This window comes from Methanolobus sp. ZRKC5 (assembly GCF_038446525.1).
Lineage (GTDB): Archaea > Halobacteriota > Methanosarcinia > Methanosarcinales > Methanosarcinaceae > Methanolobus.
In genome coordinates, this window is record NZ_CP151792.1 from 1,165,252 (window position 1) to 1,182,404 (window position 17,153).

The 17,153-nt window shown below is 42.5% G+C and carries 22 protein-coding genes and 1 tRNA gene; 13 read left to right on the plus strand and 10 right to left on the minus strand.

All coding sequences use genetic code 11. The features are described from left to right. Nucleotides 1-84: 84 nt before the first annotated feature. Complete coding sequence (locus WN948_RS05550; protein ID WP_342306007.1) at nt 85-1,140, minus strand: DUF1786 family protein; 1,056 nt, start codon at nt 1,138-1,140, stop codon at nt 85-87. A 45-nt stretch (nt 1,141-1,185) separates the two neighbouring features. On the opposite strand from WN948_RS05550, the gene WN948_RS05555 reads away from it, so the two are divergent. From WN948_RS05555 to WN948_RS05565, 3 genes are all read left to right on the plus strand, one after another. Then, nucleotides 1,186-1,725 (plus strand): molybdenum cofactor biosynthesis protein B, encoded by a 540-nt coding sequence (locus WN948_RS05555; RefSeq protein ID WP_342306008.1) that lies wholly within the window; start codon nt 1,186-1,188, stop codon nt 1,723-1,725. Nucleotides 1,726-1,898: 173 nt separating this feature from the next. Further along, a complete protein-coding gene (locus WN948_RS05560; RefSeq protein ID WP_342306009.1) occupies nt 1,899-2,597 on the plus strand; it encodes a recombinase RecA in 699 nt (232 codons plus the stop codon). Nucleotides 2,598-2,731: 134 nt separating this feature from the next. Further along, nucleotides 2,732-2,992, plus strand: a complete 261-nt coding sequence (locus tag WN948_RS05565) for a YhbY family RNA-binding protein (RefSeq protein ID WP_342306010.1) — start codon at nt 2,732-2,734, stop codon at nt 2,990-2,992. Nucleotides 2,993-3,001: 9 nt separating this feature from the next. Here the strand turns inward: WN948_RS05565 and WN948_RS05570 are convergent, their stop codons facing one another. Next, complete coding sequence (locus tag WN948_RS05570) at nt 3,002-3,334, minus strand: DUF190 domain-containing protein (RefSeq protein WP_342306011.1); 333 nt, start codon at nt 3,332-3,334, stop codon at nt 3,002-3,004. 149 nt (nt 3,335-3,483) lie between these two features. On the opposite strand from WN948_RS05570, the gene WN948_RS05575 reads away from it, so the two are divergent. Next, nucleotides 3,484-3,909 carry a hypothetical protein gene (locus tag WN948_RS05575; RefSeq protein ID WP_342306012.1) on the plus strand — a complete coding sequence of 142 codons (426 nt, stop codon included), beginning with the start codon at nt 3,484-3,486 and terminating at the stop codon, nt 3,907-3,909. After that, nucleotides 3,872-4,990, plus strand: coding sequence for a cytochrome c biogenesis protein CcdA (locus WN948_RS05580; RefSeq protein ID WP_342306013.1), 1,119 nt, complete (start codon nt 3,872-3,874; stop codon nt 4,988-4,990). The genes WN948_RS05575 and WN948_RS05580 overlap by 38 nt, the downstream gene beginning before the upstream one ends. A 35-nt stretch (nt 4,991-5,025) precedes the next feature. Here the strand turns inward: WN948_RS05580 and crcB (WN948_RS05585) are convergent, their stop codons facing one another. The 8 genes from crcB (WN948_RS05585) to WN948_RS05620 all read right to left on the minus strand — a co-directional run bounded on the left by crcB (WN948_RS05585) (nt 5,026) and on the right by WN948_RS05620 (nt 9,738). After that, complete coding sequence (gene crcB, locus WN948_RS05585; RefSeq protein ID WP_342306014.1) at nt 5,026-5,379, minus strand: fluoride efflux transporter CrcB; 354 nt, start codon at nt 5,377-5,379, stop codon at nt 5,026-5,028. Continuing rightward, a complete protein-coding gene (gene crcB, locus WN948_RS05590; protein ID WP_342306015.1) occupies nt 5,369-5,770 on the minus strand; it encodes a fluoride efflux transporter CrcB in 402 nt (133 codons plus the stop codon). Before crcB (WN948_RS05590) ends, crcB (WN948_RS05585) begins: the two co-directional genes overlap by 11 nt. Beyond that, entirely contained in the window at nt 5,763-6,947 is a 1,185-nt protein-coding gene (locus WN948_RS05595; RefSeq protein WP_342306016.1) for a molybdopterin molybdotransferase MoeA, read from the minus strand. Before WN948_RS05595 ends, crcB (WN948_RS05590) begins: the two co-directional genes overlap by 8 nt. Before the next feature lie 21 nt (nt 6,948-6,968). After that, nucleotides 6,969-7,250, minus strand: coding sequence for a ubiquitin-like small modifier protein 1 (locus WN948_RS05600; protein WP_342306017.1), 282 nt, complete (start codon nt 7,248-7,250; stop codon nt 6,969-6,971). A 96-nt stretch (nt 7,251-7,346) separates the two neighbouring features. Next, nucleotides 7,347-7,424: transfer RNA gene (locus tag WN948_RS05605), tRNA-Pro, on the minus strand. A 199-nt stretch (nt 7,425-7,623) separates the two neighbouring features. Next, nucleotides 7,624-8,175 (minus strand): UbiX family flavin prenyltransferase, encoded by a 552-nt coding sequence (locus tag WN948_RS05610; protein WP_342306018.1) that lies wholly within the window; start codon nt 8,173-8,175, stop codon nt 7,624-7,626. Continuing rightward, a complete protein-coding gene (locus WN948_RS05615) occupies nt 8,175-8,534 on the minus strand; it encodes a hypothetical protein (RefSeq protein ID WP_342306019.1) in 360 nt (119 codons plus the stop codon). The genes WN948_RS05610 and WN948_RS05615 overlap by 1 nt, the downstream gene beginning before the upstream one ends. A 1-nt stretch (nt 8,535) precedes the next feature. Then, entirely contained in the window at nt 8,536-9,738 is a 1,203-nt protein-coding gene (locus tag WN948_RS05620; protein ID WP_342306401.1) for an HD domain-containing protein, read from the minus strand. Between the two features lie 58 nt (nt 9,739-9,796). Between WN948_RS05620 and cofD the strand changes: the two genes are divergently transcribed. From cofD to WN948_RS05660, 8 genes are all read left to right on the plus strand, one after another. Continuing rightward, nucleotides 9,797-10,717: a 2-phospho-L-lactate transferase gene (gene cofD / locus WN948_RS05625; protein ID WP_342306020.1), complete on the plus strand. Its 921-nt coding sequence runs from the start codon at nt 9,797-9,799 to the stop codon at nt 10,715-10,717. A 149-nt stretch (nt 10,718-10,866) separates the two neighbouring features. Then, on the plus strand, nt 10,867-11,274 hold the full coding sequence (locus WN948_RS05630) for a hypothetical protein (protein ID WP_342306021.1): 408 nt from the start codon (nt 10,867-10,869) through the stop codon (nt 11,272-11,274). A 60-nt stretch (nt 11,275-11,334) separates the two neighbouring features. Further along, nucleotides 11,335-12,456, plus strand: a complete 1,122-nt coding sequence (locus WN948_RS05635) for an ATP-binding protein (RefSeq protein WP_342306022.1) — start codon at nt 11,335-11,337, stop codon at nt 12,454-12,456. A gap of 13 nt (nt 12,457-12,469) precedes the next feature. Next, on the plus strand, nt 12,470-14,050 hold the full coding sequence (locus tag WN948_RS05640) for a VWA domain-containing protein (protein ID WP_342306023.1): 1,581 nt from the start codon (nt 12,470-12,472) through the stop codon (nt 14,048-14,050). A gap of 59 nt (nt 14,051-14,109) precedes the next feature. Next, the gene (gene hpt, locus WN948_RS05645) at nt 14,110-14,673 is read left to right on the plus strand and encodes a hypoxanthine/guanine phosphoribosyltransferase (protein ID WP_342306024.1); all 564 of its coding nucleotides are present in this window, start codon (nt 14,110-14,112) and stop codon (nt 14,671-14,673) included. Continuing rightward, entirely contained in the window at nt 14,666-15,661 is a 996-nt protein-coding gene (dph2, locus tag WN948_RS05650; protein ID WP_342306026.1) for a diphthamide biosynthesis enzyme Dph2, read from the plus strand. Before hpt ends, dph2 begins: the two co-directional genes overlap by 8 nt. 2 nt (nt 15,662-15,663) lie before the next feature. Beyond that, nucleotides 15,664-16,251 carry an METTL5 family protein gene (locus tag WN948_RS05655; protein WP_342306027.1) on the plus strand — a complete coding sequence of 196 codons (588 nt, stop codon included), beginning with the start codon at nt 15,664-15,666 and terminating at the stop codon, nt 16,249-16,251. Between the two features lie 221 nt (nt 16,252-16,472). Further along, nucleotides 16,473-17,147 (plus strand): exosome complex RNA-binding protein Csl4, encoded by a 675-nt coding sequence (locus WN948_RS05660; RefSeq protein WP_342306028.1) that lies wholly within the window; start codon nt 16,473-16,475, stop codon nt 17,145-17,147. Nucleotides 17,148-17,153: the final 6 nt, after the last annotated feature.

Here is a 17,153-nt window from a genome sequence, read left to right on the forward strand (position 1 = left end):
TGCCCACCAACATAATAGATTAATCTCGATGGCTGTCCTCATACTACCTTGGAGTTTATAAGCCTTATCGCTGATTTTGCCATACTACTCCAGTTGAGGCATCAGTAGCCCATAGCAACCAGAGAGCATCATATTCCCAAAAGGTGCAGCAAAATGAAGTTTGCCCCAGAGAGTCTCATCTTTGTCTTCATCATCCATGTTCTGCAGGATGTTGCGTCTGGGACCTGTGATCATCACAGATTTTATCGCATCGGGACCCAGAATTTCCTTTATGTAGCACCCATGTCCACCTTCATCGAAAACATCCTGAAACCCAAGTGTTCCGCATGAAAAATCAATGATATGTTGTTGCAACTTATTCCCGTCAAGAGCAGAGGTATGATGTTCAAACAGAGCTAACACCCTGTCATCTTTTACTATCGCTGCAAGAGTGTGACCGTTGCCTATGTTCACCACAAGGGCAGGCTGTATAGCCTTTGGATCAAGAAGTGAACCAAATATCGCTGCAGGGCCTGTATCCATTATAACAACATCCTTTTTACCAAGTGTGCGTGCTACTGAGGCCATACGGGTGAATTCTTCAGGAACAGTATCTCCCCCGTAAGCAAATTGACTGAACTCCCCACCCTCATCAATAAGCCTCTCGAATATCCTGAATCTATAAACACGATTGCTGATGCCAGGTGAATTACCATGATCCTGTACCGCCACAGCGATCTTATCAGGCATAGACACTCCAAAGCTACCCAATGCATTTTCAATTGAATTAAGGTCTATATCCTGTAGAATAATCTCTTCCAGACCTTTGGGTATAGCATCACTATCATTTACTATGTCGATACCCATTGACCTTACTTTTTCAAGGTCGTCCTTTATTGTCAGGGCTGCATTTTCAGTGGCATACACTTTATAGCCCCTTTCAATATGGCCGCGGATAGCCTTTACAGAAGGCCCACCACCCATGACATCCCCTTTGAGGAAGATATCCTGACCTTTTTCGGTTGCCTTTTTTATCCTTTCACCAATAATAACAGTGGGAGATGGCATAACCATCACAAGACTGTTTTCGACTTCTTTCTCCGTATCGTGCAGAAGTATATCCTGGGTACCTGTGCCAACATCAATTGCAAGTATTTTCATGCATATCGAGCCATTCTTATACTTATTAAGGTATAAACACTTTGTATGAGTAGCCCGACAACAAGAGAACACAAGAGAGATGCTGATAATTCATACTCATTTTACTTGATCACGATCTCAACTTCAAGGTATGAGAAATATGGCAACGTCATATCCCCGGATGATGCAGAAGATCTTTCTGGAAAAAAGATGATGGAACTTGTTCTTTCTAAAGGGCATAGTATCTCAAACTACGAGCTTGTTTCCGATAATCCTTCTATGATTATAGAATCTGTCAATCATGCCCTTGACTCAAATGCCGATATCATAATAACAAGTGGTGGCACCGGCCTGGCTTCAAAAGACATAACCATAGAATCACTTGTTCCGCTGTTTGAGAAAGAAATGCCAGGATTTGGAGAACTATTCAGATACAAAAGTATAGAACAAATTGGAAGCTCCATTATTCTGACACGAGCATCAGCAGGAATTTTGAAAGGAAAAGTACTCTTCTGCATACCAGGCTCTCCAGCAGCAGTTGAACTGGCATTGAGTGAAATAATTCTTCCTGAAACCGGCCATGTCATTAAACATGCCCGCCAGTAAGAAAAAAAGGTTTATAGCCATATTAAAATTTAGCAGGGTGTGTGAAAGGCACATTTATATATGTTAAAATTTATATATAGGATAGAATCAGATATTATTAATAGCACTTTAATGGAAAACAGGAACGGCATTAAAGGGCAAATCCTATATACAATCCCAATGAAGAGGGTAACATGTCCGGCTACTCTTTAGGCATCAAGGAACTGGATGAAATACTTGGCAACATCCGGGAAGGAACCAATCTAATGATGATAGGTCCACCTATGAGCCGAAAAGACGAACTGTTGGATGTAATCATTTTTAAGAGCCAGGATCCAGATGATTCAGCCATAATAGTATCAACACGTGAACCAGGAGAACGTGTACTTGGCTGGTTTGAAGATAATGGAATGGATATTCCAAATGCTGACATGGGTATCGTTGATTGTGTAACCAAAACACTTGGTTTGAGTGCAGCAGACACCGATAAGATCAAGAGGACATCAAGTCCTGTAGACCTGACAGGAATTGGAGTCAAGATCAGCCAGTTCTTTGAAGAAATGCTTGTTAAAAAGCAGAAGAAGAAAATTCATTTATGCATCAATTCACTGTCTACCATCCTCATGTATTCTAACATACAGACTGTTTTCAGATTCCTCCATGTGTTTACCGGAAGGGTTAAGGCAGCCAATGGTTTTGGAATCTATGTTGTAGAAGACGGAATGCATGATACGCAGACCATAGCCACACTGAAGCAGCTTTTTGATGGTATGATCGAGATCAAGGCAGTAGGAGATTCTTACGCAATGAGAGTCGTAGGAATGACATCAAAACCGACCCCATGGTTCGAGTACAGTATTGATGGGACGGAGATATCCCTTAAGAGAACATAATACTCTTTTTCAATATACCAGGATTTATAGAATATTTCCCGGAATATTACCAAGTTTATCTGTGAATGGACATACTTTTTATACTATATTATAATTGAATCATTTATATCGAACTACTTATCAGGTGTATCATAATGGAAAAAGATAAAATATATCAACTAAGAACCGAGGCTACAAAGATCAAACCAATCCTCAATATCGGGAAGAACGGAATTACCGATTCTGTTATGGAAGAGATAAAAAAACAGCTGAAAGCAAATCGTCTTATCAAGATAAAGATGCTAAAGACCAGTGCTGAAGGAGAGGACATCAAAGCATCTGCAGAAAAACTTGCAGAGGCAACCAAGACTACCCTTATAGATGTTAGGGGAAGTACAGTGGTGCTCTATAGATAAGCAATATATCTAAATATTGTCTTTAAAACCTTCTCCCGAAACGACTTCCACGTCCTGAACGATCATAAGTTCCGTAGGCAGTAGTTCCTTGAGTTTCGGAATAAGGTCCCTTATTTTTTCTTCCAGGTCCACAGCCTGTACTATTACCGGGAGATCGGTCCCAAGCCTTAAAACACTTGCAGTGTGTATCTTATGATGCATACCATATCCCTCTATACAGTGATGGACCGTAGCACCTGCGATTCCATTCTCTTTGAGGAACTCTATGACAGCATGGTGCGCAGTTTTTCCTTTATATTTGTCATTTTCACTAAGATATATCCGCAAAAGCAATGTTTTCATGGCTGTTATCCTCTGATATCACGCATTGTATCTTTATTTAATAATTCTACATTTGTCCCCTGGCTATAAATAGCAAAGCCATTATCACTTATGTATCGTACATTCTATTTAGCAACATTTATAGCATAAATGCGATTACAATAATACATATGGAAAAAAATAAACCCATATTTATCGTAGCTCTGGCTGTTATAGCCTGTGCTGGTATTGTGGGCGCATACATCTTAATTGGCCCAGGAACCAAAGACCCTGGAATAAATGCATCCCATGCAATAGAGATAGTGATGAATGACCCTGATGCAGCTGCATACTATTCATCGAATTTCGAGGTAGAGGACTGGAGAGTCACATCTACTTCGCTTATTGAGAATGCCCCAGATTACACTGCCCTGGAAGGCAGGGTCTGGAAGGTCGAGATAATGGAACGTAGTTGTGCATGTTCAACTATAAAGGACCTCTATGTGATAGAGGGATATGTTTCCGCTAGCAACGGTGAGCTTCTGGAAGTTAGCACTAAATCCGTCCTGGAAAGTGAATATGATAAAAAAACCTGTTCTTCGACCTCCTGTCACTAAAAGACCAATTGGCAGAACTGTCTTAATTTTAGTGATATTGTTAGTGTTTACGGCAGGAATATCCCAGGCAGCGGATACATCAGTAGAATACTTTTATGAGAGCGGATGTCTTAAGTGTGAACAGGCTTCACCTGTAATTGAAAAAGTAATTTCCCAAAATCCCAACATAAATTTCTCTGAATATGAGATAACAGCTTTTTTCAGCCTGGCAAAGCAATACGGAGTAAGTACAGTTCCTGCTGTTGTCATTAACAAAAGCATTGTCATAAATTATGAAGAATATAAAGGTGACATTACTCTACTTGAAACACTGCTTTTAGAAGGCATTGAAACAGCGCCACCAATTTCAGACATTACAAGCCCGGACCTTTCAAACTATTCAGCAGGCTGGAACACAGATACACAAACGCCTCTTGTCATATTCGTCGCAGGCCTGCTTGCAGGATTCAATCCATGTCTTATTGCAGTAATGGCTTTCCTGGCATCGGCCATAGTCTCATCAGGCGGTTCACGCAAAGACATGCTTGTTCTTGTCACAGGTTTCTGTTCCGGCATATTTGTGACCTATATGGTTGTTGGTTTTGGAATCATGAACACCATCAGTTATTTCCCATGGATAAGGGAATTCATCACAACTTTGATGGTCCTGCTGGTAACTTTCCTTGGATTGTGGCATCTTTACGATGCATACTACATAAAAAAGTACTCTAAATCATCATTTAAAACACCTCGCTCGTTCGTGGAACTCATGAGTAAGGCAGAAGGCAGGAATATTTTGTTAATATCGTTTGTAGGAGGAGGACTCTTTTCACTGGTAAAAGCTCCCTGCGTAGGTGCGGTCTACCTGATGATCCTTGAGATGCTTATATCAGGTGACGACATCATGGAAGGCACACTGTATATGGCACTCTATAATCTGGGCGTCATTTTACCAATATTGATTCTTGGAGCTCTTCTTGCATTTGGCCTTGATCCAAAAAAGGTCAATGAGATCAGGGAAAAAAAGCGCGTAGAGATACGCCTCATAACAGGTGTGATCCTTATACTGCTGGCACTAATGCTTAATTATAATATAATCTAAGTGCGCATTTGATTTTGAAGGAAGAGGAAGCATGCCTATGGAATAGTTATCCCATATGCTAGAAATGCTGCACAGAGACATACACTTACATTGAGAAGCACATTCATTAAAAAATACTTGTTTTCCCCCTCTTCAAGCAACTTGAAACTTTCGTATGCAAAGGTCGAAAAGGTAGTGAAAGAACCAAGCATTCCGATGCTAACAAAGAACCTGAGGGAAGCTTCAACAGATGAGAATGTCATTGCTGCCAGCACAAAACTGCCAATTGCGTTTACAGCAAGGGTTCCAGAAGGAATATCATTAATTCGGGGAATTGCACCAGATACAAGATATCGCAACATTGCACCGATGAACCCACCTGTACCTACAAGCAGGATTTCAGAGACCACTGCTCCCTTCCCTCCTTTTTACAATATATACAATGATACCCCTTCCTGTGAACACTCCACCAAGTGTCAGGAGTAGATTTGCAAGGACATTGAATGCCGCTTCAATAAAGGACATCTGGAATGTCTGAACTGTAAATGTGGAAAATGTAGTCAATGAACCTAAAAAACCAATACCGAAGAAGAGTCTGATTCTTGGGGACACATAACCAAGATATTCGGAGTTGTACATCAGAAAACCAAGCAATATGCTCCCCAGAACATTGACAACAAGAGTACCTGATGCAGGCTCTAACTGACCTGCAATCATAAATCGTGAAATTGCCCCAAAAAATCCTCCTGCACCTATTGTCAGAAGTTCAAGGACCCGGCTTAGGGAAGAATTATTATTCAATCAGTACAACTTCCACTTTGCTTCCTTCTTCGCATCCTTCCACGTTTTCCGGAATTATAACGAATCCATCAGATTTTGCAATGGAACTTAATATACCGGCACCTGCTGTCATGAGCGGATGAGCAATATTACCCTCGAGAATGACCCTTGCATAACTGACGTATCCTTCTCGTGACATTATTTTACCGCTTAAAGTTGCTTTTACTTTTGTATCAGGGATATCAGGGATATTTCCTGCCTTTCTCAGCGCAGGTTTCCCAAATGCAAAGAGTGCTACAAGACCTGCCGCAGGATATCCTGGCATACAGAGTATCGGTACATTGTCTGCAATACCCAATGCAGTGGGTTTTCCAGGGCTAAGTCCAACCCCATGAACAAGTTTCGTTCCCAGTTTTTCAACTACTACCGGAACATAATCCTTCTCCCCGACTGAAGTTCCGCCGGATATGACTATCATATCGGTGTCGAGATTGGTTTTGATTGCATCCTCTATGAGTTGTTTGTCCTCAGGGACAATGTCACAGTATCGCGCAATTCCGCCCCATTTCTCAACATATTTCCCAATCATGAGGCTATTGATGTCCAGTGTCTTCCCGGGTGCCGGAACATCATCCCCGGGCAGAGGCAGCAGGTCGTTACCTGTAGGAATGATTGCAACAACAGGTTTGACATACACCTTCACATCAATAATTCCAAGAGATGCAAGCACAGCAACATCGCATGGCCTTAGAAGATGGCTTTTGTTGAATATGAGCTCGTTCTTCCTGACATCTTCCCCAATCTCACCCACGTTCTTTCCGGGATGTACCTGTGCCCGAATCTCGATCATGTCTCCAATGGAGATTGTATCTTCCATCATAAGCACAGCATCAGAATCATCGGGAACATAATCACCAGTATTCACAGGAACGCATGTGCCTTCCATAATCTCGTCTGATACGTTCAGAATTACTGGATTTGTAGGTGATGCCCCCATAAGATCAACTGATCTGACTGCAAAGCCGTCCATGGCGGAACGGCGGTAATGTGGCACGTTACGTGGTGCAAGTATACTTGTTGAAAGCACCCTGCCTATAGATGATATTGCAGGAAGTGCCTCTGTTTTTTCTGTCCCTGTTATCTGCCCAAGGAACATCTCTTTTGCTTTACCGACATCGGTACGTTCTCTGAATATCATTCTTGTTCCATCCGGTGTAATTCATCCGCCTGATACGGGAGGGAAAACCCCCAGCTCGTCATCGTCATTGAGGATAGTAGCCAGTCCTTCCATGTGTTTGATGTTGTTTCCATTAAGGAACACATTGATGTAACCGCAAAGTTTCACGTCTTCACCTGTTTCAAATATGAGTTCATTCAAAGGAGGATATTGCTCTGTAAGGGTAAACAGAACGTCCTTTACAGTATCCCCTGTAAATGTTAATGAGGATGTTTGTGCAATCTCTCTTAAGTTTGCAAAAAGTTTCACCTTAACGTTTGCCATGGGGACATTATTCACTACGGATATGTTATAAAACTAATCCATGCGAAAATCTACAAAATATTGAAAATCAGCATAATAAACAATTAAAAAAAGTTTTGGTGGGATAGCGCGGATTTGAACCGCAGTCCAAGCGTCCCAAACGCTCGAGGATGGACCAAGCTACCCTACTATCCCAATCAGAAGGGGTAGCTTTGAAATGGCATATATTATATAAAAAGGTTTCGTGAGAATGAGGATACCATGGACAAAAATGAAGAAAAAACCAATGAAAAAAGCATTATGATAAGAGAAATGGGTGTTGTAAGGATTCCCATTAGTCTCTAAAAAGTATTTTATTGAAATATATCTTCTGAAACGACAGGATTAAGCCCTATCACTTCCAGCGTTTGTATACTTCATTGTCAATGCCCATCAGGTCAAGGGCGCGTCCTGCCATTGAATTCACCAAATCATCAATTGTTTGAGGTCTTGAATAGAATCCAGGGGATGCAGGAAGAATTATTCCGCCAGCCCTTTCAAGCCTTAGCATATTTTCAAGGTGTATCTGGCTCAAGGGAGTTTCCCGTGGCATCAGAACGAGTTTCCTTCTCTCTTTCAAACACACATCTGCAACCCTTCCAAGCAGATTGTCCGACATCCCTCCTGAGATCTCACCAAGGGTTTTCATACTGCATGGTGCAACTATCATTCCATCGAACTTGTGAGAACCACTTGCAATAGGAGCAGTGAAATCACTTTCATCATATAGTGCATCTGCAAGCCCTTCGACGTAACTTAGCTCATAGTCTGTTTCTATCTCGATTATCTGCTTTGCAGCCCTTGTTATGACTAGATGAGCCATAATGTCTGTTTTAGAAAGAACCTCCAGCAAACGAATCCCATAAGCAGAACCAGATGCCCCGCTGATACCTATTACTATTTCCATTAGAAACCCTCATGAATAATTACAGATAGTTCGTCAATCATTTTTTCTGAAACTGAGACAATTTCCACTATCTCTTTTTTCGTAATGTTGTCAAGATGAATACCAACTATAAAGACCGACGTAGATTTGCTGGCTTCACTGAATACCTTTGCTCCAAGTAACGCAATATCCATTTCCCTGTGTCCTGGGTTCGTTATCACCGAAGATGATGCCCTGCCAGAAGATCCATCATAAAAACCCACGGCTACCGCCCCAACATGTTCTTCCCCACCTGTAAGGCAGGCAATATAATCGTCTCCTGCCTTTTTCCATTCAAGTGTAAGACTTATCCTGCCCACCACCTTTCTTATCTGATACATCTTACACCTCCATCTCATTCAGACGGAACTGTTTTGTTGTCCTCTTTACATCAAAGAAGACTTTCGCAGCCTTAGTCACTTCATCTCTGTATTCTTTTGGAGTGTAGACTCCCATTTTCCAGTTATCGTGGTGGGCCTGTTCAAGTGTTGCCACAATATTTGAAGCTTCATCCAGGTGCAACATCCTGTTATTTACCTTCACAAGCGCTTTCATTTCAGCTATCTCAGGACTCTTAGGAATATCTATAAGAACATTTTTAGGCTCAATACCAACATCTTCTGCGATCTCTATTTCTATTCTTTCGATGTGCTTTCGATGTTTGAGCACCCCTTCACCAACCTCATCAAACCCTACATATAAGGCCCTCTTGTGGAGCTTCCTGTTATCCAGTTTAGCTGCCAGTTCCCCGGCATAGCCATCGTCATTACGTATCATTTCAAACAGTCTGGAATCATCCATTTTTCGCAGATCAAAAGCATTTAATGAATCCTTTTGAATGAGATCATCCACTGCTCTTGTGAACATGGTCTCCCCTATTCGGGAAACATGGTGATAATAAACAGAAGGATGCATCAGGAACCTGGAAACAAGAAGGGACTCGGCTGCCTTGACACCACCTGCACTTACAACAAGTTTGTTCTCATAGAACGTCATCTCATTTATGAGCCTGACGTGGTCCACAAGACCAAACGCCACTCCAGTATAGTAAGAATCCCTAACAAGGTAATCCATTCGGTCTACATCTATCTCACTGTTGAGTATCTTTCCAAGGTCTGTCTTTCCCTGAATGTGGTCCTCGATTGTTGCGGGGTTTAAACCATTTTCACTTAATATATCCCCTATCTCACCCTTTTTCAGCATTTCCCTGACATCCTCATGCCGTTGTCTTGTATAGTGTTTGGTAAGACCTTCAGTAACATGCGAAAATGGACCATGTCCGACATCATGAAGAAGGGCTGCAACCTTTAATTCCTCTTTTTCATCATCGGCTACAGAATCTATTTTCCCAATTAGCATGCTTGCAAGATGCATCACGCCAAGGGAATGTTCAAAACGAGTATGATTCGCTCCAGGATACACAAGGTTTGACAGCCCAAGCTGGCTTATCCTTCTAAGACGTTGGACCTGAGGGGAATCTATAAGTGATAACGTGAGCGTGTCAAGCTCAATATAACCATGAATCGGGTCACGGATGACTTTCATATATTTCAAATATGCGTCATCTTATAATGATATTCCGATAAACAGGAAGAAAGTAAACATGATAATTTTCTCAGGCGGCACCGGTACTCCCAAACTATTGAACGGCCTTCGCGAAGTAATCCCTGAAGAAGAGATCACGGTCGTGGTCAATACGGCAGAGGACATATGGCTGTCAGGAAACCTGATAACTCCTGATATTGACACTGTGCTCTACCTGTTATCGGGCAGACTGGACACCACCCGTTGGTGGGGAGTTAAAGATGACACCTACAGAACCCATGAAGTCATGAAAACACTGGGACACAATGAGTTTATGATGCTTGGTGATCTTGACCGTGCTACCCATATAATGCGCTCGGACCTCATTCGTAGTGGAATGACACTTACAGAAGCCATAACTCAGCTTTGCCGATCCTTTGGAGTGAAAGCAAAGGTGTTACCCATGTCCAATGATCCGGTATCTTCCATGATAAGCACACCAGAAGGAAAAATGCATTTCCAGGATTTCTGGGTTGGAAAGCACGGAGAACCTGATGTTCTTGAAATATGCCAGGAAGGCATCGAAAATGCTTCCATATCCCCAGCTGTTTTGGAGGCACTTGAGAATGAAGACGAGGTCCTCATTGGCCCTAGCAACCCAATAACAAGCATCGGCCCTATAATCGAACTTCCAGGCATGCGGGATATTCTCAAAAATAAAAAGGTCATTGCAGTAAGTCCCATAATTGGAACAGAACCTGTGAGTGGACCTGCAACTAAGCTAATGGCTGCAAGAGGAATTGAAGTATCATCCACTGGCGTTGCTTCATATTATTCTGATTTCCTTGAGCACATGGTGCTCGATAAACGTGATACAGCTGATGAGAAAAGGTTTACTGATCTCGCCTGTGATGTGTCCAGAACTGATACTTTGATGAAGTCCGTGAGCGTAAGTAGTAATCTGTCCAGACATATACTCGAACAGTTCAGAATAATGTAGAACTCTGCAATAGTTCTGCTGTTTTTTCTTTTTATTGCCCTTGACACCACTAAATATTTTAATACATATATTTTTATTATTTTAATGCATATACTGGCTATCTTCAATTAGAGGGAATACCATACAAAACAGACTCTCAAGGTGAAACTGTGGGTGATGAATGGAAAATCGATATTAAAATCCCTGACATAGGGATGATGGTTACGCTTATGACAACTGCGATCTGCTCAGTAATAATGGGCGCCGCAGAAATTGCATACACCATGTTATGGATCACGGCTTCGTATGTGAGACATGGGAAAGACTTTTTTCTTGATCTTTTGAATGCAAAGGCTCTTACATGGACAGCAGAGTACATCCTCGTAGCAGGGTCACTGTTACTGTTGTCATCGATTCTTTTCCTGCTAAGTTCTTCATTCTCGTTGTATGAACTTAATGGACTTGCAAAGAATGCAGAAAAGAAAGTGCATATCAGAATAGTGTTTAGTTTTTTTGTAGGAGGCCTTATACTCTTGTTCCTGGCCCTGATTTCTGCGATAATTCTAAGGTATCTGTAAATTCAACTGACAAACAACAAGTGACAATATGTAAGATTTTATGCTGAAAAAGGCGATAATATGAGTTCAAACATTACCGGAACAATAAAAGAAGTTCCAAAAACCGTGGAAGGCCCTTCACAATATCTGGATGATATTGCCCGCAAGGCCACAAAGACAGAAAGGGTGCTCTATCCAATATCAGCCATCGTCGGGCAGGAAAAAATGCTCAGGGCACTTATATTGAATACAATAAATCCTTCAATTGGAGGAGTGCTTATACGCGGACAGAAGGGTACAGCTAAATCTACTGCTGTAAGAGGTCTGGCAGAGGTACTTCCAGAGATAGAAGTTGTAGAGGGATGTAAATTCAACTGTGACCCGAAAGACCCCGAGAAATTCTGCTGGGAGTGCGTTGAAAAGAAAAGAAAAGCCACACTTCATGCCAATAAACGGCAGATGAAAGTCGTCGATCTCCCGGTAGGTGCTACTGAAGACAGAGTCGTAGGCAGTCTGGACATTGAAAAAGCGGTTCGTCAGGGTGTGCAGGCATTTGACCCAGGCATTCTTGCCCAGGCAAACCGTGGCATCCTCTATGTTGATGAGATCAACCTGCTGGATGACTTTGTCGTTGATGCACTTCTTGATGCTGCAGCAATGAATGTGAATACCGTTGAGCGTGAAGGAGTAAGTGTCAGCCATCCTGCAAATTTCATTATTGTAGGTAGTATGAACCCGGAGGAAGGAGAACTTCGTCCGCAACTGCTTGACAGGATAGCATTGCAGGTAGAGGTCACCGGCATCTATGATGTTGAGCAACGTATCGAGATCGTAGAAAGGCGAAACCGATTCAATGACGATCAAAAACAGTTCATTCGCGAATTTGAAGCTGAACAAGAGAAACTGCGTTCAAAGATTGTAAAGGCCATGCAGATGCTTCCAAGGGTAACTGCTACAAGAGAGAATCTGCGTACAATTGCAGAGATCTGCATAGCTTTTAATGTGGATGGACACCGTGCAGACATTATGATAGAGCGTGCCGCCCGCACAAATGCAGCCTATGAGAGTAGGGAACGTATAACCAATGATGACATTATCGAAGCCTCAGAAATGGTTCTGCCGCACAGGATGCGCAAAAAGCCATTTGAGGAAGAGGAGTTCAGCGTTGACCAGCTAAGGGCAGTTGTAGACGGGAAGGTATAAACGGGGTGTGGGGATGAGCGAGAGTGAACTTGTTCAGCGCCTGCGCAGGAATCTTCCTCGCAATTACGGCATAAAAGTGATGCACATAGGTGCACCTGTACTCGGCCTGCGTATCCCCAGAAACTCCGTTTCTGAATTATCAAAGGAAGACACTGAGACTCTGTATGATAACCTGTATTCAAATATGGAGCAAATAAGGCCTGCTGAGATAGAGGATGTTTACATTGTGAGTGATTCGGATCACATGGCAATGACTCCGGAGGTATTCTTTAAGCCCCTTATAGGTACATCAGATACTGCAGTAGTAGCAGCATTCAAAAATCAACAGGATAATGCACCGCAAAATTATGCAGTTGTACTACCTGCTGAGATGGCTGACCCGGACAGTTCATTGGTTGCTGATGTGTTACCTGCGGATACTTTTGTTCAGTCTGCGAAAAAGGAATCTTATGAAGATGAACGCAATAAATCAGTTTTTGATGATCTGCTAAAACCCGAGGCAAATGAAACTGATGAACCAACGAAGGAATTTACTTTTGAGGGACCCCATCAAGCAGTATTTGAAGAAAGTATCTTTGAGTCATATTCCCCCGTTTGCCTGCATGAACCTGAAGTGTTTGTAGAGCTGACCCCAAAGGAATACGTCCCTATCCTCAGTCATGATGAACTGGAAGCAGAATTTGGAAGTGGATCAACGTCAAGTTGTGAAAAATCAAGCTCAGAAAAATTGCTTGAAGACCTGAAAGATGACAAGACAGTTGGTAAGATCCTAAATGATTTTGCCCGTGGTTCTCAGAAGAAAAGACTTGCTACAGGAAGATTAAAATCGGGAAGGCGGGCAGAGGTGCTGACCAAAAGCAAACGTGGGCGCTATGTGAGATACAGGATGCCTGGTGAGAAGATCACCGACATTGCCATTGCCCCAACGGTACGCGCAGCAGCACAGCATGCAAAGGACGGGAAGATAGAGATTAAAAAAAGCGATATTCGGGAAAAGGTTAGAAGGAGGCGTATTTCCAGTCTTATAAATATCGTTTTTGACACATCCGGTTCAATGGATGAGCATGAAAAGATCCAAATTACTACAAGTGTGGTACTCGCCCTGCTGAAGGATGCATACCAACGCAGGGACAGGGTTTCACTTGTCACATACAGCGGACGTTCCGGTGAACTGGTGCTTCCCTTCACTTCATCAGTGGAGGCTGCAAAGCGTTATCTTGAGAAAGTACCTTTCGGAGGTACTACCCCGATGGCTTCAGGACTGTTGAGGGGACTGGACACCCTCATCAGGGAAGTGAAAAAAGAACCATCTGCGGTGCCTATTATGATATTGGTCACTGACGGAACTGCAAACTCCCCCCTTCATCTTGGAGGGAATATAAGAAGAGAGATCATGCAGATCTGCAAACAAATATCCGACCATCACGTCAACATTCTCGTGGTGGACATAAGCAATACCGGTTCCGGCCTTTCCAGAGAAGTTGCCATGCAAAGCAACGGAAGCTATTATCATCCAAAGTCACTGAGCAAAGAAGCCCTGTATTCTGCCATAAGGCAGGAAAGAGATGAAAAAACAGCTTTTGTGGCAGTATAACCATGGAGTTTTAATTTAACGGTCTGTTTTTATATATTGGCAGGTAGTAAGCGGTAACTATGCTAAAGATACTTCGTGAATCCCTGTTAAATGCACCTATTGTGCAAAGGGGAGAGTATTATTATTTTATCCATCCTATCTCAGATGGAGTTCCGCAGCTTAAACCTGAGCTTCTAGAGGAGATCACAGAACACATATTAGGAATGGTCAGCAAAGATTTTGATAAGATACTTGCTATAGAAGCCATGGGTATCCCACTTGCCACAGCAATATCCATGAAAACAGGCATTCCATTCACAATTATCAGAAAAAGGCCGTATGAACTTGAAGGCGAGATCAAGCTTTCACAGGAAACGGGTTACTCAAAAGGCGAGCTTTATGTAAATGATGTCAAAAAAGGAGACAAGGTGCTTATCGTTGATGATGTCATAAGCACAGGTGGCACTCTTGAATCATTAATGAAAGCTCTTGAAGGCATTGGCGCCGTTGTCACAGACACCATCGTTATTATTGAACGCGGTGATGGCCTTTCAAGATTAAAGAATATGGGAATCAATGTTAAGACTCTGGTACGTATCGATGTAACTGAAAAAGGTGTTTCCATAGAGGATGCTCATGAGTGAAGGAGAAGCTTTTGATTTTCAGCTTGACCGTATCATCTCTGTCATTAAGGATACAGATGCGAAGGTCATAGGATTACAGTTCCCGGAAGGTTTCAAAAGGCGCTCCCCAGCAATTGCCTCGCGGATAGAGAATGAAACAGAGGTCACTGTATTCATATCAGGAAATCCATGTTTCGGAGCATGTGACATTGATGTGGCGTTACTTGACAAAGTAGAGATCCTTTTCCACTTTGGCCATGCGCACCTCGATGATAATAAACTTTCACAGAAGGTGTATTTCATTGAGACAAGATCAGCTGTGGATGTTAAGGATGTCGTAAAGCTGGCTGTTGCTAAGCTTCAGGGCCAAAAGATAGGTCTGATAAGCACAGTTCAGCATGTACAGAAACTGGAAGATGCAGCTTCAATTCTCAAAGAGCACGGCAAAGAGTGCATCATATGTACCGGCGATAGTAAGATAGCATATCCTGGGCAGGTACTGGGATGTAATTTCTCTGCTGCAAGGAAAGAAGAGTGTGATGAGTACCTATACATTGGAAGCGGACAGTTTCACCCACTCGGCGTTTCCCTGGCAACAAAGAAACGAGTTCTTATAGCGGATCCATTTGTGAATGAACTTCGTGAGGCTGACAGTTCCAGAATACTCCGGCAAAGAAGTGCGGTGATAGCAAAGTCACTTGATGCTGAGGTATTTGGTATCGTGGTATCTACAAAACCCGGACAGGATCGGACGAAGCTTGCTGAGGAACTGAAGAACATGGCAAAGAAACATGGCAAAAAAGCCCATATCCTCACAATGGATCTTGTCACCCCGGACCAGTTATTGCAGTTCAAGGTGGACTCTTTTGTGAATACGGCATGCCCTCGGCTTGCTATAGATGAAGTCGGAAGGTTCAATGCACCAATGTTGACCCCCATGGAGTTTGAGATCGTGCTTGGTGAGAGGGATTGGGAAGACCTTGTGTTTGATGAGATCACAGGTGAATGAAATTGAAGCAACGAAAGCTTGAGATCTTACTTGAACAGGTAGATGGTTTTGATAAACCCAGTGCTTCCCTTGAACAATATGCCACCCCTGCACTACTTGCTGCTGAGATGTTGCATTTTGCTTACATGCAGGGTGATCTTGAGGGCGATGTGTTCGACCTTGGATGTGGCACAGGAATTCTTGCAATCGGAGCAAAATTACTTGGAGCTGAAAAGGTGGTCGGTTTTGATGTTGACCATAAGGCTTTAGAGATTGCACGGAAAAATGCTGAAAAACTAGGAGTGGATATCGAGTTTGTCCATAACGATATTTTTGAGGTCGATGGGCATGCTGACACGGTTATTATGAACCCTCCATTTGGTGCGCAGACCAAAGGGAGTGACCGACCGTTTCTTTTAAGTGCGTTGAAAGCCAGTGATGTGATATATTCCATTCATAATTGCGGGAGCCATGATTTTATTCATAAGTTCATTGGTGATGCCAGGATAACAGATTGGTACACAACGGCATTTCCAATAAAACGAACATTTAAATTTCATAAAAAAGAAGTAGAAATGGTAAAGGTAGAAATCTATCGCATTGTGCGATAATAATTTATGATTTAATGCAGTTCTTACTTGAAAAATATCATGGATCTTATGCACTTTTATATTGATTTCAAATTATATGAGGGATTCTTATTAGAATAAGAAATAGACGAAAGACTTCACGCAGGAAGATCAAATCATCTAATTCCGAAGACCAGCAGGCTGGCGAAATAGAGGTTCCAGTAAAAGGACCGAAAGCTACTGGTGCACCCACAAAGGGCTCCGTGGATGATAAGAAGAAAAAGGTTCGAAGCAGTGAAGCAGGAAAGAAGAATATGAAACCCAAGAAAGGGTCTACGGAAGAAGATGACATGGATACCGAAGACGACGTTAATATCGAAGAAAGTGTTTTTGTAATGCCTGGTGACTTCGTAGGAACTACGGAAGAGTTCAAGGCAGGTAATGGAACCTATGTCAACGTGGCAGACATCCATTCACTTGGCACCGGGTATGTAATGATAGACCGTAAATCGAGGATTATCTCCATTGTTCCACAGACAACTACCCCGCCTGAAATAGTAGAAGGTGACATCATTGTAGGGAGCGTAGTCAATATGCGTGAGTCCGTTGCACTGGTGGAAATAGGAGCTATCAAGGGAAAGGGTGACCGTGAATTCCAGACCAACGGCGCAGCAGCTATCCACGTATCTAACGTTAAGGATTCATATGTCAAGAACCTCGGCCAGGAGTTTGCTCTTTCAGATGTAGTAAAAGCAAAGGTAATTAATACCCAGAATATGCGTCTGAGTACTGATGGCAAATCTCTCGGAGTTATGAAAGCTTATTGTTCAAAATGCAGGACAGATCTTGTAAAAGACAACAACAGACTAAAATGCCCCATATGTGGTCGCATAGAGAAAAGAAAGATCTCTTCTGACTACGGAACAGGAATTGTCTGAATATTA